Origin of the sequence: Pseudoalteromonas ostreae (genome assembly GCF_018069805.1) — a bacterium.
In the GTDB taxonomy this organism is placed as follows: domain Bacteria; phylum Pseudomonadota; class Gammaproteobacteria; order Enterobacterales; family Alteromonadaceae; genus Pseudoalteromonas; species Pseudoalteromonas ostreae.
In genome coordinates this window covers 1-25,458 of sequence record NZ_JAGPYN010000025.1, presented here as the reverse complement: position 1 = coordinate 25,458, position 25,458 = coordinate 1, and the positions used below count along the sequence as shown (strand labels likewise).

Sequence of the window (25,458 nt, the reverse complement as noted above, 5' to 3'; positions counted from 1 at the left end):
GCGAGGAAAAATTTCATGTGTGGTATCGTTGGAATAGTCGGAACATCTCCTGTGAATCAGGCGATTTATGATGGCTTAACTGTTTTGCAACACCGTGGCCAAGATGCTGCGGGCATCATTACCATTGAAAACAACACCTTTAGTTTACGCAAAGCAAATGGCTTAGTGAAAGATGTATTTCACACCCGTCATATGAAGCGTTTACAAGGCACTATTGGTATCGGCCATGTACGTTATCCGACAGCTGGTTCTTCTAGCTCGTCTGAAGCGCAGCCGTTCTATGTTAACTCACCGTTTGGCATTGCTTTAGCACACAACGGTAACTTAACCAATGCAGAGCAGCTTAAAGAGCAATTGTTCTGTGAAGCACGTCGACACGTCAACACAACCTCAGATTCTGAAATTTTACTTAACATCATGGCTCATGAATTAAGTAAACCAAATAAACTACATCTTGACCCTGAAGATATTTTTAACGGTATCACCGAAGTTATAAATAAAGTTCAAGGCGGTTATGCCACCATAGCTATGGTAATTGGCCATGGTATTATCGCGTTTCGAGACCCAAATGGTATTCGTCCATTAGTGTTTGGTAAACGTGAAACTGCAAATGATACCGAGTATATGTTTGCCTCTGAAAGCGTTGCGTTAAAAACCGATGGTTTTGAATTTGTGCGTGATGTAGCTCCTGGTGAAGCGATATATGTTACTGAAGGCGGTGAGTTTTACTCACAAACATGCGCAGATAAAGTATCTTACTCGCCATGTATTTTTGAATTTGTTTACTTTGCACGTCCAGACTCAAATATCGATCGCATGTCTGTTTACGCTACACGTGTAAATATGGGCACTAAACTTGGCGAAAAAATTGCTCGCGAATGGGCTGATAAAGACATTGATGTTGTTATTCCGATCCCAGAAACATCATGTGATGTGGCATTGGAAATCGCACGCGTACTTGATTTGCCATATCGCCAAGGGTTTGTTAAAAACCGTTACATTGGCCGTACGTTTATCATGCCTGGTCAGGAAATGCGTAAAAAGTCAGTACGTCAAAAACTCAATGCAATTGATCGTGAGTTTAAAGGTAAAAATGTATTATTAGTTGATGACTCGATTGTACGTGGCACTACTTCAGCGCAAATCGTTGAAATGGCGCGTGAGTCTGGTGCTAAAAACGTTTACTTTGCCTCTGCTGCACCTGAAATTCGCTTCCCTAACGTCTATGGTATTGATATGCCATCGGCGGCTGAGTTGATTGCCCATGGACGTGAAGTTGAAGATATTAATGCAAGTATTGGTTCGGATGGTTTGATTTTCCAATCGTTACCTGATTTGATTGCTGCCGTAGCGCAGGAAAACCCAGAAATTACGCGATTTGAAACTTCAGTATTTGATGGCCAATATATAACCGGTGGTATTGATCAGAATTATTTGAATCGTATCGAACAGCTGCGCAATGATTCGGCAAAAAATAGTCGTGAAAGTGCCATGTCTGCTGGTTTGGAGTTACATAATCAAGAAGAAAACGGCTCAGACTAATTTCTGTCTAGCGAAATAAAAAAAGGAGCTAAATTTAGCTCCTTTTTTGCGAAGGAAAGAAAATAATAACACTACTTTATACTACATTTTACAGCTTATAACGTTGAACTAGGTATCATGTAAAAGTTGGACTTACGATACCGTTGGTCCATAGTATGGCGGTGACAGCTAAAATAATCACCAGTAAAATTAGTCCGCAAGTTACCACAGAGCTTGCGTAAATAAAGCCACGCTCTTGCGGTATATGCATTAAAATGGGCACACCGGTATAGAGTAAGTAGACTGAATAGCTTAAAGCGACTAAACCCACACACACAACAAACCATAGCTCTGGCCAAAATGCCGCCAATGCAGACATAAATACTGGCGTTGAAGTATACGCTGCAAGCTCTAAGGTTTGGGTAAAGGTTGGCTCTGCACCAAAAGTCACAGCCATCCAGTGCGCTAAATAAGCCAGCGCAAACACACCTACAATTAAAGCACCATACATAGCTGCGGCAATTAGTATTGCACTATCGTGGGTTAAAAATACCGGATTGCCAGCCCCGATACTCCAGCCTAAATAAACAGATGAGTAATAACCCATTGCAGATGGAAACAGCGCTATCAGTAATATATGTGATAGGCTATATGTTAAGCTTTCATGGCGGTTATCTATTGTTTGCCACTCTTCGAGTGGGTGGGCGTATAAGCCCCATAGGTGATTTAGTATCATAATTGTGTACCCCATAAAAAGGAATTAGTTCGCTGTTTTATTTTTATACAGCTTGTATTAAGTTATGGTTCAGTAATAGGGGCTTGTCAAGAAACACAATAGGAGATGGACAGCAAAAAATCAGCCTGTATATATTCTAACCTAAATTCGGATTGTTTAATTAATCAAACAACCTGCTTTGTTTTATTATCAGTCATTTTTCATGGTAAAATCATTTTCTTAATGACAGATACTAATGAGTAACTCCCTTCGTGCCACATAGTCAACTTTTAGAACCGATTAAGCAATTTTTACGTTGTGAAACCCCTTTAGGGTGGATTGATGAAGCCACCAAAAAAGAAAATCTAGCAATTATTTTAATTGATCATCTCATCTGTGAGCTAAAAGCCGCGCAATCTGCGATGTTTTTAATCCGTAAGTATGCCGTGGATAAACAAAGCAGTGATGCCTTACTAGAGTGGCTAAAGCCGTTTGAAACGCTGATTTACAAACGCGAAGGGAATTGGCGCGATCTAGCGGCTAAAAACAAACTGACTAAATCAGTGATCCCAAAACCTGATTCAGCTTATGGGCAAGATTTGGTTGATAAAATGGTGATGTTGATCAAAGAAGAGCTGCACCACTTTTATCAAGTATTAGAGATCATGGATGAGTACGGTGTTGAGTATCAAAGTATTACGCCGTGTCGCTATGCTAAGGGGATGCTAAGACATGTAAAAACTTTTGAGCCAGATGCACTGGTTGATAAGCTCATAGTCGGTGCTTACATCGAAGCTCGTTCGTGCGAACGTTTTGCTGCGCTTGCCCCCCATGTTGATAAGCGTTTAGGTGATTTTTATATTTCGTTATTGCGCTCAGAAGCACGCCATTACCAAGATTATTTAACTCTTGCCCAAGAAATTGCTGGTTTTGATATCACCGAACGAGTTAAAGAATTTGGTGAAATTGAAGCGCAACTAATTACATCTTTTGACGATGATTTTAAATTTCACAGCGGTACGCCGGTAAATAAACGCGCATAACCAGCATTTTACAGTGCTATAGCTGGTCAAATGATGCTGTAGCACAGACTATATTTTCAAAAGTGTTTTTAAGTTAGACACATCAAAAACTCTCACCTAATATTTAAAGTAAGTTAAATTTTGATTTATTAGCTATTTTATTGCTTTTCAATGTAAATGAAAGGTTATGACTATTATTATTTAGGTGGGTATTTATGGATGAAAAAGAGGAATTATTTTCATTTTCTGCTGAGGAAGAATTAGTAAATACCGATCTGAAAATATGGAAAATTTTAACCGTTGAAGATGATCTCGATTATCAACACGCATTAGTTAATAGCTTAAAAGAGTTAAAGGCCAAAGATGGCTACAAATATGAGTTATTAGCAGCCAACTCAGTACCAGAAGCTGCGCTTGCTTTAAGTATGCATCCCGATATAGCACTTGTTTTTATCGATGTGGTTATGGAAGAAGATGACTCTGGGCTGCGTTTAGTAAATACCATCAGAGAAGTGATCGGAAACGCTGAAATGCGTATTGTACTATTAACAGGGCAACCCGGCTTTGCCCCTGAAACTAATGTGATGAAAATGCTCGATATTGATGAGTACTGGAATAAGTCTGACATTTCAGCACAAAAGCTTGAATCAATCGTCAATAGTAATATGCGAACCTGGCAATATATTTCGCAAATAACAGCCGCTAAACAGGGTTTGCAACTTGTGTTGGATGCATCAAGGAGTATTAATAGCAAACATGATATGGGCTCATATTCTGCTGCTGTACTGCAAGAGTTAAGCAATATTTTAAAAATTTCTGAAGGGGGAGGGATCCTTTGTTCAAATAACCTAAATAAAGGCTCTGAAGCTGTTATTTTAACTACCAACGGCTGCTTTAATGGTGTGAAAGGGCAAAAAGTAGATAGTAGCATACTGGCCGGTATGTACGATGATTTCCAGCTAGCTATTAAAGAGAAACGTCATGTGTTTTCAAATCAACATAGTATCTTTTTTTTCGCAGCAACAATTCCTGAAGGCGCTCACTATATTACCTTGGTAAAATCAGATAACCCCATTAGTGAAGAAAACGAATACTTATTAAAAGTATTTAGTGAAAACGTCAGTAGCGGGTTTGCTAATATTTCATTATTAAATAGATTAACCGAGCTTGCCTATACCGATGTTTCATTAAACTTACAAAATAGAAACTGGTTAACTCGCGAAATTAAAAATATGAATGTGCATGAGCAGTCAAAAATGCGTTTAATTATTTTTGATATTTATCAATTTGATGAAAAAGCATTTACCTTTGGTTACGATTTTTGTAAAAAAATCATAAAATTGGTACATAAGAGTATCGTAGATGTTTTTTCCATATATGACCCCAGAATTGCGATTATTAGTAACCGCAGCTTTGCTATGCTCATTAATGTTGATTTTGAAATTGCGGATGATATTACACGTTTTCATAATAAACAAAAGTACGAAATTGAAAATGTTAAGCAATTTATTGACGTAAGAGTACTGGAGTTAAAGCTAAGTTGTGCATTAGATATTACCCCCGAAAAAGTAATTAGCCTAGCAGAGTCGAGCTTAAATTACATGCAAGTAACTCAAGCGAAGTTTATTTTGCATACAGATGAAAAAACAGTTGCTATAACAAGGCGATATGAGTTGATGGCGCGCTTAAGAACGGCTATTAGCACCAAAGAGCTGCGTGTCGCTTTGCAACCAAAAATGTGCTTGAAAACATTAAAACCAATTGGGTTTGAAGCGCTAGCAAGATGGCAATTGGCTGATGGCAGCTTTGTAAACCCAGAAGAATTTATAGAGCTTGCTGAAACAGCTGGTTTAATTAATGAGCTAGATAATGTTATTTTTGAAAAAATACTACAAATTATTAATCAACTTAAAAGTTGTGGTATAAATTTCCCCATTGCGTTTAATGCATCATCTTATGACTTGATCGAGCCCTCTTACTTTGAGTCAATCAAGAGTCGAATTGAGAAATATAATGTATCAGCTTCTATGCTGGAACTTGAAGTAACAGAAACTCAAGCGATCAGTAATTACAACTTCATTAAAGAGGCTTTATCGCGGTTTATGGCGTTGGGTATTAAAGTGAGCATTGATGACTTTGGTACAGGTTATTCATCGTTAGCACATATTAATGAAATACCGTCGAATGCGATAAAAATTGATCGCTATTTTGTTAGTAATCTTGAGCATAGTTTAAATAATCAGTATATGATCAAAATGATCATTAGCCTCGCAAAGCAATTTGATTTTACGGTTATAGCTGAGGGAGTTGAAAATGAATTTGAAGTACGATGGTTAAGACAAGCCGGTTGTGAAATGGCCCAAGGTTACTTTTTTTCAAAACCACTATTTTATGATGATTTACTGATTTGGTTAGCGCAGTTTGGTAATGGCAATGATTAAAAAAAAACACTCATTTTACAGTGAAGGAAAAGGTGTGCTTATAAAGTCGCTGTTTATTTTGTTTGTTACGGTATTAATAGGTTGGTTGGTGTATGAGCAGGTGTATCACTCAAAGGCAACTATAATAAAGGAACGCCAAGATGAAAAGCTAATACTTGTTAGTACTTATTTATCCAAAGAGTTAAGCAGTATTAAAAAACTCACCCAGCTGTTAGCAAATGGTCAACGATTAAAAAGCAATGTGGGTTTAAATACACTTAGCGCTCAACAAAGCGATAAGCTCATAAATGACTATTTTTTGAATTTTGCTTCTGTCTCAACTAATATCTCACAAATACGTTGGCTTGAACGCAGTGGTAAAGAGCGTTATAGAGTTAATAGCAGTAATAAAAAAAGTGAGATTGTTGAGGTATCACAATTACAAAATAAGCAAAATCGTTATTACTTTAATGAAGGGATGTTAGTTGCACCACCGAATACATTTATTTCAGAAATTGATTTAAATGTTGAGCGTGGAAAAGTTGTTATCCCTCATGAGCCAACAATTAGAGTGACTTACAGAACGCGAGGTGATGAGTATTTAATAGATGGTTTGTTAGTAGTGAATTTTAATCTGGATTATTTATTTAGCAATATTCGACAATATGATGAAAAAAACACCCAAGTAAATATCCTAAATCATGATGGTTATTGGTTGTATAACAAGGATCCCGCATTACAATTTGGGTTTATGTATAATCAAGTTAATAACTCGCTAGCAAATCACTCGCCAGCGCTTTGGCAACATATCATTGAACATGATGTACAAAGCACCTCGCGTATTTTTCATGACAGTTTATATACTTTCAGACGATTCTCTATCGTTTCATTACGTGAAGCAATGCAAAGAACCGCAGACTCAGATAAAGAAATTATTATCCTTATCGGTAGCCCTAAAGATCTACTTTATAATGCAAAAATTATTGCATTTCAATATGCTGCACTGTGCAGTGTTGTTTTATGTATTTGCGGTTTTGGCTTTAGTTATCGTGAATATTTATTTCAACAGCAATTAATTACTTTATCGCATAAATTACAGTGTGAAAAAGTAGAGTTAGATAGTGTTAACAAACAACTCGATTTAACTATACGCCAGCAACAGCAATTACAAGCAAGTTTAATTGAAGCACAAAAACTATCTTCCTTGGGGCTGTTGGTAGCGGGAGTTGCTCATGAGATGAATACACCGATTGGCGGTGCTATTATCTCTGTGTCTAACGCGGATGTGGCTATTAATAAGTTGAATGAGGCGATGAAAACAGGATTAACTAAATCGCAATTAGATAAAAGCACACAGAGCATTGAGGAAAATTTAGGGTTAGCTAAAATTAATTTAGACAAGGCTGCTGTATTAGTTAAAAGTTTTAAAAAAATGGCCATAGATCGTCATAATGATGATGCCATTACCTGCAATGTAAGAAAAATAACTGAAGATTTACTGATCACCCTCAATTCAAGATTAAAAAACTCAAACGTAAAAGTGAAGATCTTAGTTGAAACTGAGCAAGATATAAAAAGCCGACCAGGGATCATTTCCCAAGTGTTAGAAAATCTGATAATGAACGCACTAACCCACGGGTTTGCAAAAAATCAAGTTGGTGAAATTGAAATAAAAATAGCACAAGCGCCAAATCAATCTATTAAATTAACTATTTCAGATAGTGGTGTTGGGATTAAAGAGGATTCTCAACAGCACATCTTTGAGCCTTTTTACACCTCGGCTCGTGGTATTGGCAATACTGGACTTGGCTTATATATGGTGCACCAATGGGTTACAAAAATTTTGCAGGGGGAAATTAAACTACAGTCCAATCCACACTCTGCAGAGCGGTTTAAAACTCAGTTTATGATTATTATACCCAATAGCATAGAATAAAAGCTGGGTTAATGGTGGACTCAGATATCGATTTTAAATTTTAGCGTGGCGAATTCGTTGCTTAGAGTGATAGTCATATAAGTATTTGTGCTTTTAACGTTTTAAAAACTGTAGGTATTGCTCAGTCTTAGCCTCTGAAAAGCCATGGCGTAGAAGGACTTGTGCGGCCTCGCCATTATTGATAATGGTATTGAAACCGTTTTCTAACTGTATTAATTGTTGTTTACTTTGCGCAGCAGATTTGGAAAAAATAATATACAGGCGGTGGGATGCTAAATGAGGATGGATATATACGATTGGCTGTCCTGTTTGTAATTGTGGATGATTGTTTAACCAATACTCACCGACTTCTTTGGTGCCTGCGACTAAGTCAACGCGGCCAAGCTGTAATACGCGTAGACTACTGATCAAGTCATTAGTCGCTGTAATGACCAAATTGTGTTCACGACTAAAATCTTCGCTAATTACATAATTGCTACCTTTACTTATGCTGTATGGCAGTAGTGACGTTAAACTACCATCGTAGTTTATTGTGCTACTTTTTCGTTTAAATAATCCAGTAAATGAATTTGCTAATGGTCGTGAATAGTGGAATATTTTTTCTCGCTCGGCGCTATAATAAGCCCCTAAAAGGGCTGTTCGCTTATTTTTTTCAAGTAATCTTAGTGCACGAGCCCAAGTTGTAAATTCAATGCTAGCTTCAATATCTTGGCTTGCTAATGCGGTAACAACAATATCAGCTAACCAACCCTGTTGTGGCAGTTGCTCTGAAAAATACGGGGGAAAAGGCTCGGTAACAAAAAGCCATTTATCTTGGCTGTATGTATGGCTTGCGTAAAGTAAACAAATAAGTATGAAAAATAATTTAAGCATTACGACCAGTATTAAAAAACGAGCAATATCGTAAGCGTAGACAATATTTTATATTTGTGCGAATGGCTCACTTACAAGTTCTTGTGTCTGCGCGGTAACGACTAAATAAGAACCTTGAGTATACCAATCCCCCAACACTGTGCGAGTGAGTGTTTGCTTATCTACTTCATAATGATGCACTTTAGGGCGATGAGTATGGCCATGGATCATATGTTTTACTTGGTGTTTTGCAAATGTTGCTAGTACCGCTTGTTCAGTAACATCTAATATTTCAAGCGCTTTACCGGTTTGATTTTGCTTTGATTTTTCTCTGGCATTTTGCGCAACTTTACGACGATACCACAGTGGCATAGCAAGCATTAATCTTGGCCACCACCAACTGCGGCCTTTTTTACGAAATTTTTGGTATTCAATATCTTGTGTGCACATTTCATCGCCATGCAAAATAACGGTGAGTGTACCATATAAATCAATAACAATTTGTTCAGGCAATAAAGTCATGCCCGCTTGTTTGGCGTATTTATCGCGCATAATGAAATCACGATTGCCATGCAAAAAATATACTGGGGTGCCGTTATCACTCACTACTTTTAAATGTTTTGCAACTTCAGTTGAGAGTGCTGTTACATAGTCATCACCTACCCATACTTCAAAAAAGTCACCGAGTATATATAGCGCGTCTACATCCTTATTAATAATATGCGTGTCTAAAAACTGATAAAAAGCTGCACTGATATCGGGGCGATTTTCACTTAAATGCAGGTCGGCAATAAAGTAGGTTTGGCGAGTCATAGGTAAGTCTTTTAAAAATAAATAAAGCGGGCATATATGCATAACATAAATACCCGCTAAAACGCCACGTTACGTGGGTAAGCGTACTATTAGTTTACAGTTACGCTTGTGATGATAACGTCATCAAGAGGTACGTCTTGATGAAAGCCTGTGCTACCTGTAGCAACGGCTTTAATTTTTTCTACTACGTCCATGCCTTCAACAACTTCAGCAAATACACAGTAACCCCAGCCTTGAGATGTTTCGCTGCTGAAGTTTAAGAAGTCATTGTTATTCACGTTAATGAAAAACTGTGCTGTTGCTGAATGTGGATCAGGAGTACGTGCCATAGCAAGCGTACCAACCTTATTAGAAAGGCCATTGTTTGCTTCATTTTGAATAGGATCATGCACTTCTTTTTGTGTCATACCAGGCTCAAAACCACCGCCTTGTACCATGAAACCATCAATCACACGGTGAAAAATAGTGCCGTCGTAAAAGCCTGCGTTAGCATACTGTAAAAAGTTTTTAACTGTGTTTGGCGCATCTTCTTTGTGCATGTTAATGGTGATATCACCAAAATTTGTGTGTAGAACAACCATGTGGTTTCCTATTAGCTGATTTATTTGCCGCTATTTTATCTTAGTTAGCTAAGATTAACAAAGTGCTTATTCAATTGATAAAGCGCTAGAGCAGGGGCTTTTCAAGTGTTAACATAGCGATTCAAGTAAATAGTCAAGGACTTAAAATAAATGGTAAATATATACAACACACTCACGCGTCAAAAAGAGCAATTTAAACCTATGGTCGACGGCAAGATCGACATGTATGTGTGTGGTATCACCATTTATGATTATTGCCATATTGGTCATGCCCGTACATTTGTAAGTTTTGACGTGATCGTACGCTATCTTCGTCACATTGGTCATGATGTAAAGTATGTGCGCAATATCACCGATATTGATGACAAAATCATTAAGCGTGCGAATGAAAATGGCGAAGCGATTAACGACTTAACTGTGCGTATGACCAAAGCAATGCATGAAGATTTTGATAGCCTTAACATGTTGCGTCCAGACATTGAACCGACGGTTACCGGCCATATGGATGAAATTATCGAAATGGTTGAACGACTAGTTGCTAAAGGCCACGCCTATGTTGCAGCCGACGGCGATGTTTTATTTGACGTCTCAACGTTTGAGCAATACGGTGCATTGTCACAGCAAGATTTAACTATGCTACAAGCCGGTTCGCGTGTTGAAGTAGCACAAGATAAAGATGATCCACTTGATTTTGTGTTATGGAAAAAAGCCAAAGCGGGTGAACCATCATGGGCATCACCGTGGGGCGAAGGTCGTCCAGGTTGGCATATTGAATGTTCGGCAATGAGTTCAAAGCATTTAGGTGAGCATTTTGATATTCATGGCGGTGGTTCAGATTTACAGTTTCCACACCATGAAAATGAGATTGCGCAATCATGCTGTGCAAATAACGGCAAGTACGTCAATACCTGGATCCATACGGGTATGGTACAAGTAAATAAAGAGAAGATGTCAAAATCATTAGACAACTTCTTTACTGTTCGCGATGTACTTAAAGAATATGACGCTGAATCAGTACGTTACTTTTTAATTTCTGGTCATTACCGCAGCCAGTTGAATTATTCGCAAGAGAACTTAGATCAAGCACGTTCGTCGCTTGAGCGTATTTATACGGCACTTCGTGGTGTTGAGCCTATCAGTTGTGATTTAGCAACAAATGAACATGTGGCTAAATTTAGAAAAGCAATGGATGACGACTTTAATACACCAGAAGCATTACCAGTGTTATTTGAATTAGCCAAAGAGCTGAATCGCTTAAAAGACACTGATGCAGCGCAAGCAAGTAAATTAGCATTTGTACTGCGCAGCCTTGGTGAAGTATTAGGGATTGCACAACAAGCACCTGAGGCATTTTTACAAGGTGGCCAAGCAGATGACGAAGTTGCCCAAATAGAAGCGTTAATAGTTAAGCGTAATGAAGCACGCGCGAGTAAAGATTGGGCTGCGGCTGATGAAGCGCGTGATGCTTTAAATGCACTTGGGGTGATACTGGAAGACTCTGCAGGTAAAACTACATGGCGTAAAGCGTAATTAATTACCGTCAAATAGGCATTGCTGAATAAGACGTATTTTAGTAAGTATTATATTAGTAAGTGTTATAAAGGGTTGCCAATTTGGCAGCCTTTTTATTTTTTCTAGCTTGACCTCAACTTAACCTTAGGTTTTACCTTTGCGTTTATTAGTTATTTTGAAAGGAATGAAATGAATATTTTTCTTGCCATGATCCCTGCTTTTTTATGGGGCACCACCTATGCGGTCACTAAATATGCCACCCCTGATTGGCCGCCAATATTACTTGGCGCGTTGCGAGCATTACCTGCGGGTTTACTGTTATTTGTGCTTAAACCATCATGGCCTAAAGCAAAACAGTGGCGCGGTTTAGTATTATTAGCTGTGGTTAATATTGCCCTGTTTTTTAGTTTTATTTTTATTATGGCGGTTAATTTACCGGCGGCAATTGCCGGTGTTGGTATGGTCTCTGTGCCTGTAGTTGCGTTGATTTATGCGTGGGTTTTTAAAAAGCAGCGCCCAGCATTTTTGCAATCTGTGTGCGCACTTGTATTAGTTATTTTGGCTTGGCGATTATTTGATCCCCAGCATGTCACGATTAATGCATTAGGAGTATTCGCTTTAATAGGTGCGTTGTTAACAATTGTTGTTGGTAGTACTTTAGTGCAAAGAATATCTACCCATACTCATTGGTGGACGGTATTAACATGGCAGCTGATCATTGGCGGATCAGTGTTAGCATTAGTAGCAATGACTCAAGCTGTATACTTTGAGCCACAACAATATCAAGTACTTGCTAATGGTGTCAGTTCAATACAGTGGCTAGCATTATTTTGGTTAATTGTGCCAAATACAGCGCTTGCGTATATCTTGTATGTTTGGTTACTTGGCCGAATGACCGTGGTTGAGTTTACTTTCGGTACGATTGCTAATCCGATCGCAGGTATTATTTGCGCCGTGGTATTACTAAGTGAGCACTATCAAGTTTGGCAATATACGATAATGGTTTTAATGATTTTCTTCTCTGTGCTGCCGCAATTGTTAAAACTAACACGGCGCCAGCGCTCAGCTAAAATAGTCTAACAAAGCTGTTTTTCTTAACAACAAAGGGTTGCTAAACAGCAACCCTTTGTTAATTCTTTATGCGACGTTAGAGCCTAATTAGCTATGGTATTTTTCACAGGCTTCAAGGGTATTTTCAATCAAGCTTGCTACTGTCATTGGGCCTACGCCGCCTGGTACTGGCGTGATGAAATGTGCTTTTTGTTCAGCGATATCATACTGTACGTCACCGACTAATTTGCCGCTATCTAAACGATTAATGCCTACATCGATCACAATTGCGCCTTCTTTAACCCAATCTCCAGGAATAAACTCAGGCTTACCAACTGCCACAACTAACAGATCAGCACGGCGTACATGAGTTTCTAAATCTTGTGTAAATTTATGACACACAGTGGTTGTACAACCAGCAAGTAATAGTTCCAATGCCATAGGACGACCAACAATATTTGAAGCGCCAACAACAACTGCATGCATGCCTTTGTATTTTACACCGGTCGAATCAAGCAGTGTAATAATACCTTTTGGCGTACAAGGGCGAAGGGCTGGCATACGTTGTGCTAAACGGCCAATGTTATAAGGGTGAAAGCCGTCAACATCTTTGAGTGGAGTGATATGCTCAAGGATTTTTTCAACATCAAGACCAGCAGGAAGAGGAAGTTGTACTAAAATACCATCAACTTGTGCATCGTTATTGAGCTCATCAATTAAATCTAATAACGCTTGCTCGTTTGTATCTGCTGGTAAATCAAATGATTTAGAAATAAAGCCAACTTCTTCACAGGCTTTACGTTTTGAACCTACATAAACTTGGCTTGCAGGATCTTGCCCTACAAGTACAACTGCAAGTCCAGGTGCACGCAAACCGTTTGCAACACGTTCACTTACTCTTTGTGCTACTGCACTGCGTACTTGTTTAGCTATTGCCTTACCATCGATGATGTTTGCCGTCATGGGTGACCTTTAATTGGGGTTAGTTAACTTAATACCGATACTTTAAAAAACGAATGCATACAGAAATAGGGGTAATTATAATGCTAATAAAGAACATGCTCTCTACTACTCGTTTTTAATACGCTTACTATTTTCGCAGAAAAGCGCTAATGCGCCAAGTTGCTTTTCTGATATAGCCGCTAATTATATAAAAGAGTTGAAATTTTAGCTGATCCTCACAATATTTAACCATTGTGAACTAAAAATGACCGATTGATTTATTTTCTAAAAAAAAGGTTTGACCTGACACGGTCAAATCACTATTATGCACCCCGTTGTCAACGAGGTCACTCGCAGGCAATAGTAAGCATCGGCGATTAGCGCAGTTTGGTAGCGCACTTGGTTTGGGTCCAAGGGGTCGCAGGTTCAAATCCTGCATCGCCGACCACTTTCTAAATTGTAAAGAATGGTAATGATTGGTTTGGGTATATCCCATGCAGTCACAGGTTAAGTGCTGAAAAGCCGACCACTTTCTATTATAATAGATTGGCTTATTGGTAAACTATGAAGTTTTCGATGCGCCCATAGCTCAGCTGGATAGAGCAACGCCCTTCTAAGGCGTCGGTCGAAGGTTCGAATCCTTCTGGGTGCGCCATTCGAAAATATGTAAATACAGCGGTGGTTGTAGCTCAGTTGGTAGAGCCCCGGATTGTGATTCCGGTTGTCGTGGGTTCGAGCCCCATCAGTCACCCCATTTACAAAAAAGAATATCGGCGATTAGCGCAGTTTGGTAGCGCACTTGGTTTGGGTCCAAGGGGTCGCAGGTTCAAATCCTGCATCGCCGACCACTTTCTCAAAAGTGGTCTCAAATACAAAGTTTGAGTGTTCATTAAAACGAAGTTTAACACTTCTATATCGGCGATTAGCGCAGTTTGGTAGCGCACTTGGTTTGGGTCCAAGGGGTCGCAGGTTCAAATCCTGCATCGCCGACCACTTTCTAAAATAAACTCCTAAAAACTATCTCTTAACTAAAGATTAGATCTATTCTGATAGCTAGAACGCCTACTTTTCATCCTCTATGCTTGCTTAATCCGCTATCTGACCAAATAATTGCCCCCTAGACTCGACTATCATAAATATTAGGTTATAATGCCGCGTCTATTGTTTAACATAGTGCCCGAAGGGCAGAGCAGCATTGGTATCTTATAGTGAAGATGGGGTTGATAAGTCGCATAAATGACTTTAAACGTGCCAAAACGCATAGTGATTACCGTGTTTGTAAGGAAGGCGAACAGTCGCCAAAATTGAAGATTGAGGTATATCATGCAAGTTTCTGTTGAGACGACTCAAGGCCTTGAGCGCCGTCTGACCATCACCGTTCCTGCAGAGAACGTTGAGACCGAAGTAAAAAAACGCTTACAACAACTGTCTAAAACCCAGCGTATTGATGGTTTCCGTCCTGGTAAAGTACCAACGTCTGTAATCAACAAACGTTACGGTAGCGCAGTTCGCCAGGAAGTTGCTGGCGAAGTAATGCAACGTAATTTTTATGAAGCTATCGTAGCTGAAAAAATTAACCCTGCTGGCGCACCAACATTTGCTCCTAAAGCACTTGAAGCAGGTAAAGATTTAGAATTCTCTGCAACATTTGAAGTTTACCCTGAAGTTGAAGTTCAAGGTTTAGATAAAATCACTGTAGAAAAACCAGCTGTAACTGTAACTGACGAAGATTTAGCAAATATGCTAGAAACACTTCGTAAGCAACATGCATCATGGGCTGAAGTTGATGTCGCTGCTGGCGAGAAAGACCGTGTAACGGTTGATTTCGTAGGTACTATCGACGGTGAAGTATTCGAAGGCGGAAAAGCTGAAGACTTCCCATTAGAACTTGGTCAAGGTCGTATGATCCCAGGTTTTGAAGATAACATCGTTGGTAAAAAAGCAGGCGAAGAAGTTGTTTCTGACGTAACTTTCCCTGAAGATTACCATGCTGAAAATCTTAAAGGCAAAGCAGCTCAATTCACTATCACAGTGAAGAAAGTTGAAGCGCAAGAGCTACCTGAACTTAGCGAAGAATTCGCAACTAAGTTTGGTGTAACTGAAGGCGGCGTTGACGCTCTTAAAGAAGAAGTTAAAAAGAACATGACACGTGAACTTGACCAAGCGGTTAAAGCTAACGTGAAAGACCAAGCAATTAAAGGTCTTTTAGCTAATAACGAAATCGACGTGCCTAAAGCGCTAGTAGATCAAGAAATTGATGCACTACGTCAACAAGCTGCACAACGTTTTGGTGGCGACGCTAAAAACATGCCTGAGCTTCCAGCAGAATTGTTCCATGAACAAGCAGTAACACGCGTTAAGACTGGCCTATTATTAGGTGAAGTAATTAAAGCGAACGAGATCAAAGTTGATGATTCAAAAGTTGAAGCATTAATTGCAACAGTAGCTTCTGCATACGAAGATCCAACTGAAGTTGTAGAATACTACAAAGCAAATGATCAACTTATGCAACAAATGCGTAATGTAGCAATGGAAGAGCAAGCTGTTGAAGCTATTTTAGCTAAAGCAACTGTGACTGACGTTGAAAAAGCATTTGATGACATCATGAATCCACAGCAAGGTGCTTAATAAGTCATTGACTTAAGCCCTCGCTAACGATTAAATGGCTCGTGTTGCTCTGTATTATGCAGTGTGCCCGAGCCATTTTAGTTTGTGGCCTTCAATTTCGCCAAAAAATAACTATGCTTTTCTTATAATAAGGATAAGTATAAGCGCATAAGGAATTAGATAAATATGAACACTGGTATTACAGATCCACTCAATGCATTAGTACCTATGGTTGTTGAGCAAACAGCGAAAGGCGAGCGCTCGTATGATATTTACTCGAGACTATTAAAAGAGAGAATCATTTTTTTAACAGGTCAAGTTGAAGACAACATGGCTAATCTGATCTTAGCGCAAATGCTATTTTTAGAATCAGAAAATCCAGAAAAAGACATCTTTTTATATATTAATTCGCCAGGCGGTTCAGTGACTGCGGGTATGGCGATTTATGACACCATGAATTTCATTAAACCAGATGTAAGCACTATTTGTGTTGGCCAAGCGGCGAGCATGGGGGCATTTTTATTGACTGCTGGTGCAAAAGGCAAACGTTATTGTTTACCTAATTCGCGGGTGATGATCCACCAACCATTAGGCGGTTTCCAAGGTCAAGCATCTGATTTTGAAATACACGCCAAAGAAATTTTGTCTATTAAAGATAAATTAAACCGTTTAATGGCAGAGCATACCGGGCAACCATTAGATGTGATTTCAAAAGATACAGATCGTGACAACTTCATGAGCGCCAGCCAAGCTGTTGATTATGGCTTAGTTGATGCGGTGTTTACTAGTCGCGACAGCAAGTAAAAATATAAGCTGGTAACTAACGGTGCTAGCTTGAGCTGTTTACACTGTGAAAACCAATATTTTTTGGTATAGTTAAGCGTATTGAAATAGCTGCTAAGTAGTTTGGCAGCCAACGAATAAGATGAGGTAGCTGAATGTCTGACACTCCTACAGACGGCGACAAAAGTAATAAATTGTTATACTGCTCTTTTTGTGGCAAAAGCCAGCATGAAGTTCGTAAGTTAATTGCTGGCCCTTCAGTATACATTTGTGATGAATGTGTTGAGCTATGCAACGACATTATCAGGGAAGAGATCAAAGACATTGCGCCAAAGCACAATACCTCTGATAAACTGCCTGCACCAAAAGAAATTCGTAATCATTTAGATGATTATGTTATTGGTCAAGATCACGCCAAAAAAGTACTGTCAGTAGCGGTTTACAATCACTACAAACGTTTGCGTAATCAAACCGGTAAAACGGATATTGAGTTAGGCAAAAGTAATATCTTACTTATTGGCCCAACCGGCAGTGGTAAAACATTATTAGCTGAAACGTTAGCGCGTTTATTAGATGTGCCGTTTACAATGGCTGATGCAACCACACTAACTGAAGCCGGTTATGTGGGCGAAGATGTTGAAAACATCATCCAAAAATTGCTACAAAAATGTGATTACGATGTAGAAAAAGCGCAACGTGGTATTGTTTACATTGATGAGATTGACAAAATTTCACGTAAATCAGATAACCCGTCGATCACTCGTGATGTATCTGGTGAGGGCGTGCAACAAGCACTGCTTAAACTAATTGAAGGTACAGTGGCATCTGTGCCACCACAAGGCGGACGTAAACACCCACAGCAAGAGTTTTTACAGGTAGACACCTCTAAAATCTTATTCATCTGTGGTGGCGCATTCTCTGGTCTTGATAAAGTGATTGAGCAGCGTAGCCATAAAAATACCGGTATCGGTTTTGGGGTAAACGTAAAAGAATCTGCGGCGAGCCGATCTTTGAGTGAAACATTTAAAGATGTTGAGCCAGAAGATTTAGTGAAATATGGTTTGATCCCAGAATTCATCGGTCGTTTACCTGTTGTGGCAACCTTAACTGAACTTGATGAGTCGGCTTTAGTGCAAATTTTAAATGAGCCTAAAAACGCCTTAACAAAACAGTACGGTGCATTGTTTGGTATGGAAGACGTTGAACTTGAGTTCCGTGATGACGCACTGCGTGCTATCGCTCATAAAGCGATGGAGCGTAAAACAGGTGCCCGTGGACTTCGTTCAATTGTTGAGGCGGTATTACTTGATACTATGTACGAACTTCCTTCAATGGAAAACGTCAGCAAAGTCGTGATTGACGATACCGTGATCAAAGGTGAATCAGATCCTATTTTGATTTATCAAAGTGCCAGCCAAGATAAAGCGGCATCTGAGTAAAATTTACTCATTTTGATAATAAAAAGGAGCCTAGTGCTCCTTTTTTTATAATTTATTTAATCCAGTTGCGTTAAATTGTTGAACTTTACTTAGGTTATCCCCATATACTTGAGTAATCTTTAAAATAAATGAAGAGCGAAGAGAAAAATAATGACGCTTGAGAGAACAGATCGAGTCGAAATCCCGGTGCTAGCACTGCGCGATGTCGTGGTATATCCGCACATGGTGATCCCGCTTTTTGTAGGCCGTGAAAAATCAATAAAATGCCTTGAAGCGGCAATGGATAAAGACAAACAAATTTTCCTTGTTGCGCAAAAAGACGCGACCGTGGATGAACCAGAGCAAGATGATATTTATCGTGTGGGAACCATTGCTACCGTTTTACAATTGCTTAAATTACCTGATGGCACAGTTAAAGTACTGGTTGAAGGCACACAGCGAGCAAAACTAGAAAGCTTTATTGATAATGAAGACTTCTTTGTTGCTAATGCGCAGTTTATTGGTTCAGAAGAAATTGATGAGCAAGAGCAAGATGTATTTATTCGCAGTGCCGTCAGTCAATTTGAAGGCTATGTAAAGCTTAATAAGAAAATACCACCAGAGGTGTTAACCTCGGTTAGTGGCATTGATGAAGCGCCGCGTCTTGCCGATACTATGGCAGCGCACATGCCGCTGAAAGTGCCTGAAAAGCAAAAAGTACTCGAAATCACCAATGTTACAGAACGTCTTGAATATTTAATGGCGTTGATGGAAGGTGAAATCGATTTGCTGCAGGTTGAGAAAAAAATTCGTACCCGCGTTAAAAAGCAGATGGAAAAGTCGCAGCGTGAGTATTACCTCAATGAGCAAATGAAAGCTATTCAAAAAGAATTAGGCGAGCTTGACGACGTACCAGATGAATTCGAAGCACTGAAAAAGCGCATTGAAGAATCGGGTATGAGCAATGATGCACAAGAAAAAGCCAACTCTGAACTTGCTAAGCTTAAAATGATGTCGCCGATGTCGGCAGAAGCTACGGTTGTGCGTTCATACATAGACACATTAATTAATGTGCCATGGAAAAAACGTTCGAAAGTGAAAAAAGACTTAGCGGGCGCACAAAAGATTTTAGATAGCGACCATCACGGTCTTGATAAAGTTAAAGAACGCATTATTGAATACCTCGCCGTGCAACAGCGTACCAATAAACTCAAAGGGCCAATTTTGTGCCTAGTGGGTCCTCCTGGTGTTGGTAAAACGTCATTAGGTCAATCAATTGCTCGCTCTACTGGGCGGAAGTATATTCGTATGGCACTAGGTGGTGTGCGTGATGAAGCAGAAATTCGTGGTCACCGTCGTACTTACATAGGTTCAATGCCAGGTAAGTTGATTCAAAACATGAGTAAAGTGGGCGTTAAAAATCCATTATTCTTATTAGATGAAATCGACAAAATGTCATCAGATATGCGTGGCGATCCCGCTTCAGCATTACTTGAAGTACTTGATCCTGAACAAAATAGCCATTTTGCGGATCATTACTTAGAAGTCGATTATGACTTATCTGACGTAATGTTTGTTGCTACATCAAACAGCTTTAACATTCCCGGTCCGTTATTGGATCGGATGGAAGTGATCCGGTTATCGGGTTATACCGAAGATGAAAAGCTAAATATTGCCAAAGAACATTTAATTGTTAAACAAGTTAAACGCAATGGCTTAAAAGATGGCGAATTAATCATCGAAGACAGTGCAATCATCGGCATTATTCGTTATTACACGCGTGAAGCGGGTGTACGTAATTTAGAACGCGAAATATCTAAGTTATGCCGTAAAGCGGTGAAGAACATATTGCTTGAAAAAGGCACCAAAACAGTCACTATTGACGCTGACAATCTTGAAGATTTCTTAGGTGTGCAGCGCTATGATTACGGTAAAGCTGAAGACGGCGATCGCATTGGCCAAGTAACAGGTTTAGCGTGGACTGAAGTGGGCGGTGATTTGTTGACCATTGAATGTGCCGCAGTGCCAGGCAAAGGTAAACTAAGCTACACTGGGTCGCTAGGCGATGTAATGCAAGAGTCGATTCAAGCAGCGATGACAGTTGTACGTAATCGCGCTGATGCATTTCGTATTAACAGTGATTTTTACGAAAAACGAGATATTCATGTTCACGTACCGGAAGGGGCAACTCCAAAAGATGGACCAAGTGCCGGTGCCGCGATGGTCACAGGTTTAGTATCAAGTCTTACAGGTAACCCTGTACGTGCAGATGTTGCTATGACGGGTGAAATCACTTTACGTGGTGAAGTTTTACCAATTGGTGGCTTAAAAGAGAAGCTATTAGCTGCCCATCGTGGTGGAATTAAAACGGTCATTATTCCAAAAATTAACGAACGTGACTTAAAAGAGATCCCTGACAATGTATTAGCAGGACTTGATATTCACCCAGTTACGTGGATTGATGAGGTTTTAAAACTGGCTTTGGTACACCCAGTTGAGAGTTTTTCAGTCGAAACATCAAAAAACCAGTAAAAAAGCGAAAAAAAGTGCTTTAAAGGGCTTTTCAAATCTAGGTGGTATGATAAGTTAAGCACTGGTTTTCAGGCCTAGGCCTTATGTGGCCTAGGCTGAAGAAAAATTACAATCGTATGAGCATGAAAAAGTTTGCTCTAAAATTTTCAAAATAGTGATGTTAGTTTAAAAAACAATCGCTCTTGATAATAACAATGAAAGAGGATGATATTGTGAATAAATCTCAATTAATCGATCAAATCGCAGCTGATGCTGACATTTCTAAAGCGGCTGCGGGTCGTGCACTTGATTCATTCATCGAGGCTGTTTCTGGCGCTCTTAAAGATGGCGATTCTGTAGCATTAGTTGGTTTCGGTACTTTCTCAGTACGTGAACGTGCAGCTCGTTCAGGCCGTAACCCACAAACTGGCGAGGCAATTCAAATCGCTGCAGCGACTATCCCGGCTTTTAAAGCAGGCAAAGCGCTTAAAGATGCATGTAATGCCTAATCACTGCTCTTTAGTGAGTTAGTTTTGGCAGTGTAAGAAGTTAATCGCTTTTACAGCTTAATTAACGTTCTTTCTCGCCAACTGCTTCAAGTGAAAAAGCGTATCTGGTAAGATACGCTTTTTTTACATAAGCAAGGCGATTTCTGCCTCGAATAGAATAGAGATAAATAAATGCTTGAGAAAATCAGAGAAGGTTCGCAAGGACCGGTAGCTAAAGTTATTTTAGGCGCGGTGATTTTATCTTTTGCCTTAGCAGGGATCGGTGGTTATTTAGGTCAAACCACAGAGCAGCCCGTAGCTGAAGTAAATGGAGTTAAAATTAGCCAAACCGAATTTAGCCGTGCGTTCCAAAACGAACGTGCACGTTTAGAGCAACAATTTGGCGAATACTTTGCACAAATTGCCGCTGATCCAAATTACATGGCACAAATTCGTCAAGGCGTTGTTGACCGTCTAGTACAACAAGAATTGCAAACACAACTAGCGGCAGAACTCGGTTTACGTGTTAGTGACGAAAGTGTTAAAAAAGCGATTTTAGAACTGCCATACTTCCAAATTGGTGGCCAGTTTAATAACGATCGTTACTTACAAGTTATTCGTCAAATGAACTTCCAGCCAGATGCATTTCGTGAATATTTACGTGAAGAGATGACTCGCAGCCAGCTAATTTCAGCGGTTGCAGGTACTGATTTTGCCTTAAATAGTGAACTGGCCAGTGCTGTAGCACTACAACAACAAACACGCAGTATTGACTATGTTGTGATCAGTAAAGAATCGTTACAAGAAAATGTCGCTGTAAGCGAGCAAGAAATTGCTGATTACTATGACTTGAATACATCACAATTTTTAGCGCCAGAGCAAGTATCAGTAAGCTACATTGATTTAAATGCAGCTAACCTAACACTTGATACCAATGTAAGCGAAGAAGACGTTAAAGCGTATTACGAGCAAAATAGTGCGCAATACATTGAACCAGAAAAACGCCGTGTAGCGCATATCTTAGTTGATAACAGCGAAGACGATGATGCCGCCAAAGCAAAAGCAGAAGACTTATTAGCACAACTACAGCAAGGCGCTGACTTTGCTGCATTAGCTGAATCATCATCTGATGATACCGTTAGTGCTGAAATGGGAGGTGATTTAGACTGGATCGAACGCGACATGATGGATCCTGCGTTTGAAGATGCGGCATTCGCATTAGCAAATAAAGGCGATTATTCAGATGTAGTACAATCTGAGTTTGGTTACCACATCATTCAGTTAACTGATATTCAAAGTAAACAGGTTAAAGCTTATGACGCTGTTAAAGCTGATTTACGTACTGAACTTGAGCGCACTGCAAAAGTAAATGCATTCTATGAAAAGCAAACAGAAATGGGCGCTATTGCATTTGAAATTTCAGATACCTTAGTTGATGCTGCAGAAGTTGCCGGTGTTGAAGTACAAACAACAGCATTAGTTGACCGTAATTCTCTACCTGCGCCGCTTAATACACCAGCGGTATTAGCTGCAATCTTCTCACCAGATGTGCTTGAAGATAAAATGAACTCTGAAGTTATCGAAGTAGGTGATGAGCATGTTGTGGTAGTACGTGTTAAAGAGCATGTACCAGCTGCAACCAAAGCACTTGCTGATGTATCAGAGCAAATTAAGGCACGTTTAGTTAGTGAAAAAGCATCTGAGCTTGCGAAAGAAAAAGCAACAACGCTGTATGCTGAAATTGAAGCTGGCAAGAGCTTAAATGACCTAGTAACTGAGCAAAGCTTAGAACTTCGTCAAGAGGCGGCATTGACTCGTCAAGCTTACACTGTTTCGCCTGCAATCGTTCAACATGCCTTTAAAATGGCACACCCAACTGACACGCCAGTAGTTGAAAAAGTTGACCTTAACAACGGTGACGCAGCAATCGTAGCACTTAAAACAGTGACTAACGCGACTGTTGAAGGCGAAATTGACGCTCAGCTTAAGCAAAATATTACTATGGCCCAAGTTAACAAAAACTACATGGTATTCATTGACGCTTTAAAAGCAAATGCAGAATTAAACTTACCTAAAGCGCAAGCTGCTGCAGAATAAGCTTTAATCAAGCACATTAAAAAAGCGCCAATTGGCGCTTTTTTTGTGAGCAAAATATAAAAGTTAAAGGTCAAAGGTTAAAGGGAAAAGGCACTAGGGGAGTGTGGTGTTGTTGGTGCGAGCTTACCTCGCGCTTGCTTTTATGGAACACGCGTAGGTTGGTTTGAGTGAAACGAAACCCAACGAAAAAATACCCTGTCAGTCTGCAATAGAAACAAGACATTATCGAGTGTTTTTTCTTTGATGTATGCTGAATTACGGGAAAGCCAATTAAGTGATTTATTCACAAAGAGGTTAAGAGCAACGAAAACCCAACGAAATTGCTTTTATAACTTCAGCAACCAGCTTTCAACTTCACTTATATCATTACTATCAAACACCATTAAACTTGAATGTGAGCGATTTTTAAATACAACTTTCTCTACCAGTTCGTTTTGAATTGACGAAAAATAAGCTGGAGGCGAAAGAGTATCTATATTTGAGTTTATTAGCAACACAGGCTTCTCAGTCCCTTTGAGCTTATAAAGTAAGTCAGTTTCTTGAACCGTTACTTTTGCGTTAGTCATCGTTTGATTAACAATATCATCTAGCTGATTTTGAAACAGTTTGTTCAGTAGAGGAGACTTGTAAGGTAAGTATTCTTTGGCGGCCAGCTCAAAGCTCATCATGGGTGCCAGTAAAATAGCTGCGTTAATGTATTTTGAAGATAACAGATTTGTAGCTGTAAGCGCCCCCATAGAATGGCCCACTGCAATAGTGCGTTTATCAGTTTGTTTTAAAGATAACTGTGCAAGTAGTTCGTTTAAAATTGTATGTTCTTTTGCAGCGAAGGCAAAAGCTTCTGTTGATTCCCCATGGCCAAACAGGTCTGGGATCACAACGTCCATGCCAAGAGCTCTAAAATAGATAGCCGTAGCCATCATTACCTCTTTGCTACCACCGTAACCATGTAGTAGCAATACGGTGCCTTTAAACCGATTAAATGTAGCAGGTGGCATTCTATGTGAAATAGTATTTTCAACACCATTACCTGTCGCATGAAGGTTGTAATAGGGTGCACTTCCAGTTGGAAAATCAGAAGTTTGATAAGCTGAAGCAGCCAAGTATGTAATGCATTGCGAAGAATTAGCGGCGCAAAAAGTGTTTTTTTCAAAACCAATTTCACTTGGCTTTACTTTTATTAGCTCAGCCTCAGAAAGATACACGTCAGGGTTAGACATGACGTAACTCCCCATTGAAGTGCATCCTGACAAAAAGAAAATACAAAGCACTAGCATGAATAGGTGTGTTAAATTTTTCATAATTCTATTTTAAATTTGAGTTTAAATATCGAAATAACATCGAGTTATAGGCAAATAATGGGGAATGCTATTCATGATGCATTATTTCCATTATCCAATTTACATAACTTGAAACCCTTACTTGGTAAGCGGTAGTGTCATACAATCCAGCTTTAAAATCGGAAATGTCACCATATGCAAATTGCCAGCTAGAAAGCCCCACTAAAAAAGGTTTGTTCTCTCGATAGATTATAGAAGGTCCGCCACTATCCCCTGAGCCATGCATTCCTTCTAAAGCCAAAACGTTGGGTGGTTTGTCAAACTTGAATGTCAGCCAATTTGCTTGCGCGCCATCTACAATATTCTGAAATTGATTTAATTGTTTTGATGATTTAGTTTCAAGCACTTCGCCTTTGAGTCCATCACCAGTAGCGCCTTTACCAAATACAGTGATTACTTTGCCTGCCTCATTTGTATTTTTATATAGACTAACAGGCTGAACACTGCTTACTGGGCTCGATAACTTGATTAATGCGATGTCGCTTCTGGCTTTTAAAAAGCTCATTAAAGGTGCTAAATCACCACTTAATAGACTTTTACTCGGTTTTTTAAACTCAGGGTGAATAAACACGTTTTCTATTTGATAGTGGTTTAAACCAATTTTTAACTCTTTACCTCTATAGTCATAAAAAATAGTGTGTGCCACAGTGACAACCCATTGTTCATTAATTAATACTCCGTGCCCCTCGTGAGGCAAGTCAATGAGATATTTCGGTGCATCATTTAATAAGTAGTTTTCAGCGGGAACATCATGCCTTTTGATAACAGCATGACTAGCAATAGAAAAAATACACAAAAAGAGGAGAAGCCAAGCTTTCAAAATTCGTCCATGATTATTTAGGATGGAGCT

The 25,458-nt window shown here is 39.4% G+C and carries 19 protein-coding genes and 5 tRNA genes; 17 read left to right on the top strand and 7 right to left on the bottom strand.

The window, feature by feature from the left end:
• Window positions 1–15 precede the first annotated feature (15 nt).
• Window positions 16–1,542, top strand: a complete 1,527-nt coding sequence (purF, locus tag J7338_RS17105; RefSeq protein ID WP_210798152.1) for an amidophosphoribosyltransferase — start codon at window positions 16–18, stop codon at window positions 1,540–1,542.
• Window positions 1,543–1,657: 115 nt separating this feature from the next.
• On the opposite strand, the gene J7338_RS17100 is transcribed toward purF, so the two are convergent.
• Entirely contained in the window at window positions 1,658–2,257 is a 600-nt protein-coding gene (locus J7338_RS17100) for a Yip1 family protein (protein ID WP_210798151.1), read from the bottom strand.
• 251 nt (window positions 2,258–2,508) lie between these two features.
• Between J7338_RS17100 and miaE the strand changes: the two genes are divergently transcribed.
• The 3 genes from miaE (at window position 2,509) to J7338_RS17085 (ending at window position 7,614) form a co-directional block, all read left to right on the top strand.
• Window positions 2,509–3,279 carry a tRNA isopentenyl-2-thiomethyl-A-37 hydroxylase MiaE gene (gene miaE, locus J7338_RS17095; RefSeq protein ID WP_210798150.1) on the top strand — a complete coding sequence of 257 codons (771 nt, stop codon included), beginning with the start codon at window positions 2,509–2,511 and terminating at the stop codon, window positions 3,277–3,279.
• A gap of 194 nt (window positions 3,280–3,473) precedes the next feature.
• Complete coding sequence (locus tag J7338_RS17090) at window positions 3,474–5,699, top strand: EAL domain-containing response regulator (protein ID WP_210798149.1); 2,226 nt, start codon at window positions 3,474–3,476, stop codon at window positions 5,697–5,699.
• Window positions 5,692–7,614 carry a sensor histidine kinase gene (locus J7338_RS17085; RefSeq protein WP_210798148.1) on the top strand — a complete coding sequence of 641 codons (1,923 nt, stop codon included), beginning with the start codon at window positions 5,692–5,694 and terminating at the stop codon, window positions 7,612–7,614. The genes J7338_RS17090 and J7338_RS17085 overlap by 8 nt, the downstream gene beginning before the upstream one ends.
• A gap of 93 nt (window positions 7,615–7,707) precedes the next feature.
• Here the strand turns inward: J7338_RS17085 and J7338_RS17080 are convergent, their stop codons facing one another.
• The 3 genes from J7338_RS17080 to J7338_RS17070 all read right to left on the bottom strand — a co-directional run bounded on the left by J7338_RS17080 (window position 7,708) and on the right by J7338_RS17070 (window position 9,860).
• The gene (locus J7338_RS17080; protein ID WP_210798147.1) at window positions 7,708–8,487 is read right to left on the bottom strand and encodes a substrate-binding periplasmic protein; all 780 of its coding nucleotides are present in this window, start codon (window positions 8,485–8,487) and stop codon (window positions 7,708–7,710) included.
• Window positions 8,488–8,535: 48 nt separating this feature from the next.
• The gene (locus J7338_RS17075) at window positions 8,536–9,279 is read right to left on the bottom strand and encodes a UDP-2,3-diacylglucosamine diphosphatase (RefSeq protein ID WP_210798146.1); all 744 of its coding nucleotides are present in this window, start codon (window positions 9,277–9,279) and stop codon (window positions 8,536–8,538) included.
• A gap of 89 nt (window positions 9,280–9,368) precedes the next feature.
• Window positions 9,369–9,860, bottom strand: coding sequence for a peptidylprolyl isomerase (locus J7338_RS17070; RefSeq protein ID WP_182762578.1), 492 nt, complete (start codon window positions 9,858–9,860; stop codon window positions 9,369–9,371).
• Between the two features lie 150 nt (window positions 9,861–10,010).
• On the opposite strand from J7338_RS17070, the gene cysS reads away from it, so the two are divergent.
• Both cysS and J7338_RS17060 read left to right on the top strand, forming a co-directional pair.
• A complete protein-coding gene (cysS, locus tag J7338_RS17065; protein ID WP_210798145.1) occupies window positions 10,011–11,390 on the top strand; it encodes a cysteine--tRNA ligase in 1,380 nt (459 codons plus the stop codon).
• 171 nt (window positions 11,391–11,561) lie between these two features.
• Window positions 11,562–12,452 (top strand): DMT family transporter, encoded by an 891-nt coding sequence (locus tag J7338_RS17060; protein ID WP_210798144.1) that lies wholly within the window; start codon window positions 11,562–11,564, stop codon window positions 12,450–12,452.
• Window positions 12,453–12,530: 78 nt separating this feature from the next.
• On the opposite strand, the gene folD is transcribed toward J7338_RS17060, so the two are convergent.
• A complete protein-coding gene (gene folD / locus J7338_RS17055; protein WP_210798143.1) occupies window positions 12,531–13,385 on the bottom strand; it encodes a bifunctional methylenetetrahydrofolate dehydrogenase/methenyltetrahydrofolate cyclohydrolase FolD in 855 nt (284 codons plus the stop codon).
• Between the two features lie 350 nt (window positions 13,386–13,735).
• Here folD and J7338_RS17050 point away from each other — a divergent pair.
• From J7338_RS17050 to ppiD, 11 genes are all read left to right on the top strand, one after another.
• Window positions 13,736–13,812: transfer RNA gene (locus J7338_RS17050), tRNA-Pro, on the top strand.
• 130 nt (window positions 13,813–13,942) lie between these two features.
• Window positions 13,943–14,019: transfer RNA gene (locus J7338_RS17045), tRNA-Arg, on the top strand.
• A 23-nt stretch (window positions 14,020–14,042) separates the two neighbouring features.
• Window positions 14,043–14,118 (top strand) — tRNA-His (locus J7338_RS17040).
• 17 nt (window positions 14,119–14,135) lie between these two features.
• Window positions 14,136–14,212: transfer RNA gene (locus J7338_RS17035), tRNA-Pro, on the top strand.
• A 68-nt stretch (window positions 14,213–14,280) separates the two neighbouring features.
• A tRNA-Pro gene (locus tag J7338_RS17030) sits at window positions 14,281–14,357 on the top strand.
• Window positions 14,358–14,687: 330 nt separating this feature from the next.
• Complete coding sequence (gene tig, locus J7338_RS17025) at window positions 14,688–15,992, top strand: trigger factor (protein WP_210798142.1); 1,305 nt, start codon at window positions 14,688–14,690, stop codon at window positions 15,990–15,992.
• A 165-nt stretch (window positions 15,993–16,157) separates the two neighbouring features.
• The gene (gene clpP, locus J7338_RS17020; protein ID WP_145241466.1) at window positions 16,158–16,775 is read left to right on the top strand and encodes an ATP-dependent Clp endopeptidase proteolytic subunit ClpP; all 618 of its coding nucleotides are present in this window, start codon (window positions 16,158–16,160) and stop codon (window positions 16,773–16,775) included.
• 134 nt (window positions 16,776–16,909) lie between these two features.
• The gene (clpX, locus tag J7338_RS17015; protein WP_210798141.1) at window positions 16,910–18,193 is read left to right on the top strand and encodes an ATP-dependent protease ATP-binding subunit ClpX; all 1,284 of its coding nucleotides are present in this window, start codon (window positions 16,910–16,912) and stop codon (window positions 18,191–18,193) included.
• A gap of 150 nt (window positions 18,194–18,343) precedes the next feature.
• On the top strand, window positions 18,344–20,704 hold the full coding sequence (gene lon, locus J7338_RS17010) for an endopeptidase La (RefSeq protein WP_210798140.1): 2,361 nt from the start codon (window positions 18,344–18,346) through the stop codon (window positions 20,702–20,704).
• A gap of 185 nt (window positions 20,705–20,889) precedes the next feature.
• Entirely contained in the window at window positions 20,890–21,192 is a 303-nt protein-coding gene (locus J7338_RS17005) for an HU family DNA-binding protein (protein ID WP_338052509.1), read from the top strand.
• Between the two features lie 171 nt (window positions 21,193–21,363).
• On the top strand, window positions 21,364–23,268 hold the full coding sequence (gene ppiD, locus J7338_RS17000) for a peptidylprolyl isomerase (protein ID WP_210798138.1): 1,905 nt from the start codon (window positions 21,364–21,366) through the stop codon (window positions 23,266–23,268).
• A 326-nt stretch (window positions 23,269–23,594) separates the two neighbouring features.
• Here the strand turns inward: ppiD and J7338_RS16995 are convergent, their stop codons facing one another.
• Together J7338_RS16995 and J7338_RS16990 are read right to left on the bottom strand one after the other, a co-directional pair.
• Entirely contained in the window at window positions 23,595–24,488 is an 894-nt protein-coding gene (locus J7338_RS16995) for an alpha/beta hydrolase (protein WP_228733019.1), read from the bottom strand.
• Between the two features lie 148 nt (window positions 24,489–24,636).
• Window positions 24,637–25,428: a trypsin-like serine protease gene (locus tag J7338_RS16990; RefSeq protein WP_210798174.1), complete on the bottom strand. Its 792-nt coding sequence runs from the start codon at window positions 25,426–25,428 to the stop codon at window positions 24,637–24,639.
• Window positions 25,429–25,458 lie beyond the last annotated feature (30 nt).

Bases quoted from the DNA above. Each gene is read 5' to 3' on its own strand.
- purF (WP_210798152.1), top strand. From the start codon at position 16: ATGTGTGGTATCGTTGGAATAGTCGGAACATCTCCTGTGAATCAGGCG.
- J7338_RS17100 (WP_210798151.1), bottom strand. From the start codon at position 2,257: ATGATACTAAATCACCTATGGGGCTTATACGCCCACCCACTCGAAGAG.
- J7338_RS17090 (WP_210798149.1), top strand. From the start codon at position 3,474: ATGGATGAAAAAGAGGAATTATTTTCATTTTCTGCTGAGGAAGAATTA.
- J7338_RS17085 (WP_210798148.1), top strand. From the start codon at position 5,692: ATGATTAAAAAAAAACACTCATTTTACAGTGAAGGAAAAGGTGTGCTT.
- J7338_RS17080 (WP_210798147.1), bottom strand. From the start codon at position 8,487: ATGCTTAAATTATTTTTCATACTTATTTGTTTACTTTACGCAAGCCAT.
- J7338_RS17075 (WP_210798146.1), bottom strand. From the start codon at position 9,279: ATGACTCGCCAAACCTACTTTATTGCCGACCTGCATTTAAGTGAAAAT.
- J7338_RS17070 (WP_182762578.1), bottom strand. From the start codon at position 9,860: ATGGTTGTTCTACACACAAATTTTGGTGATATCACCATTAACATGCAC.
- cysS (WP_210798145.1), top strand. From the start codon at position 10,011: ATGGTAAATATATACAACACACTCACGCGTCAAAAAGAGCAATTTAAA.
- J7338_RS17060 (WP_210798144.1), top strand. From the start codon at position 11,562: ATGAATATTTTTCTTGCCATGATCCCTGCTTTTTTATGGGGCACCACC.
- folD (WP_210798143.1), bottom strand. From the start codon at position 13,385: ATGACGGCAAACATCATCGATGGTAAGGCAATAGCTAAACAAGTACGC.
- tig (WP_210798142.1), top strand. From the start codon at position 14,688: ATGCAAGTTTCTGTTGAGACGACTCAAGGCCTTGAGCGCCGTCTGACC.
- clpP (WP_145241466.1), top strand. From the start codon at position 16,158: ATGAACACTGGTATTACAGATCCACTCAATGCATTAGTACCTATGGTT.
- clpX (WP_210798141.1), top strand. From the start codon at position 16,910: ATGTCTGACACTCCTACAGACGGCGACAAAAGTAATAAATTGTTATAC.
- lon (WP_210798140.1), top strand. From the start codon at position 18,344: ATGACGCTTGAGAGAACAGATCGAGTCGAAATCCCGGTGCTAGCACTG.
- ppiD (WP_210798138.1), top strand. From the start codon at position 21,364: ATGCTTGAGAAAATCAGAGAAGGTTCGCAAGGACCGGTAGCTAAAGTT.
- J7338_RS16995 (WP_228733019.1), bottom strand. From the start codon at position 24,488: ATGTCTAACCCTGACGTGTATCTTTCTGAGGCTGAGCTAATAAAAGTA.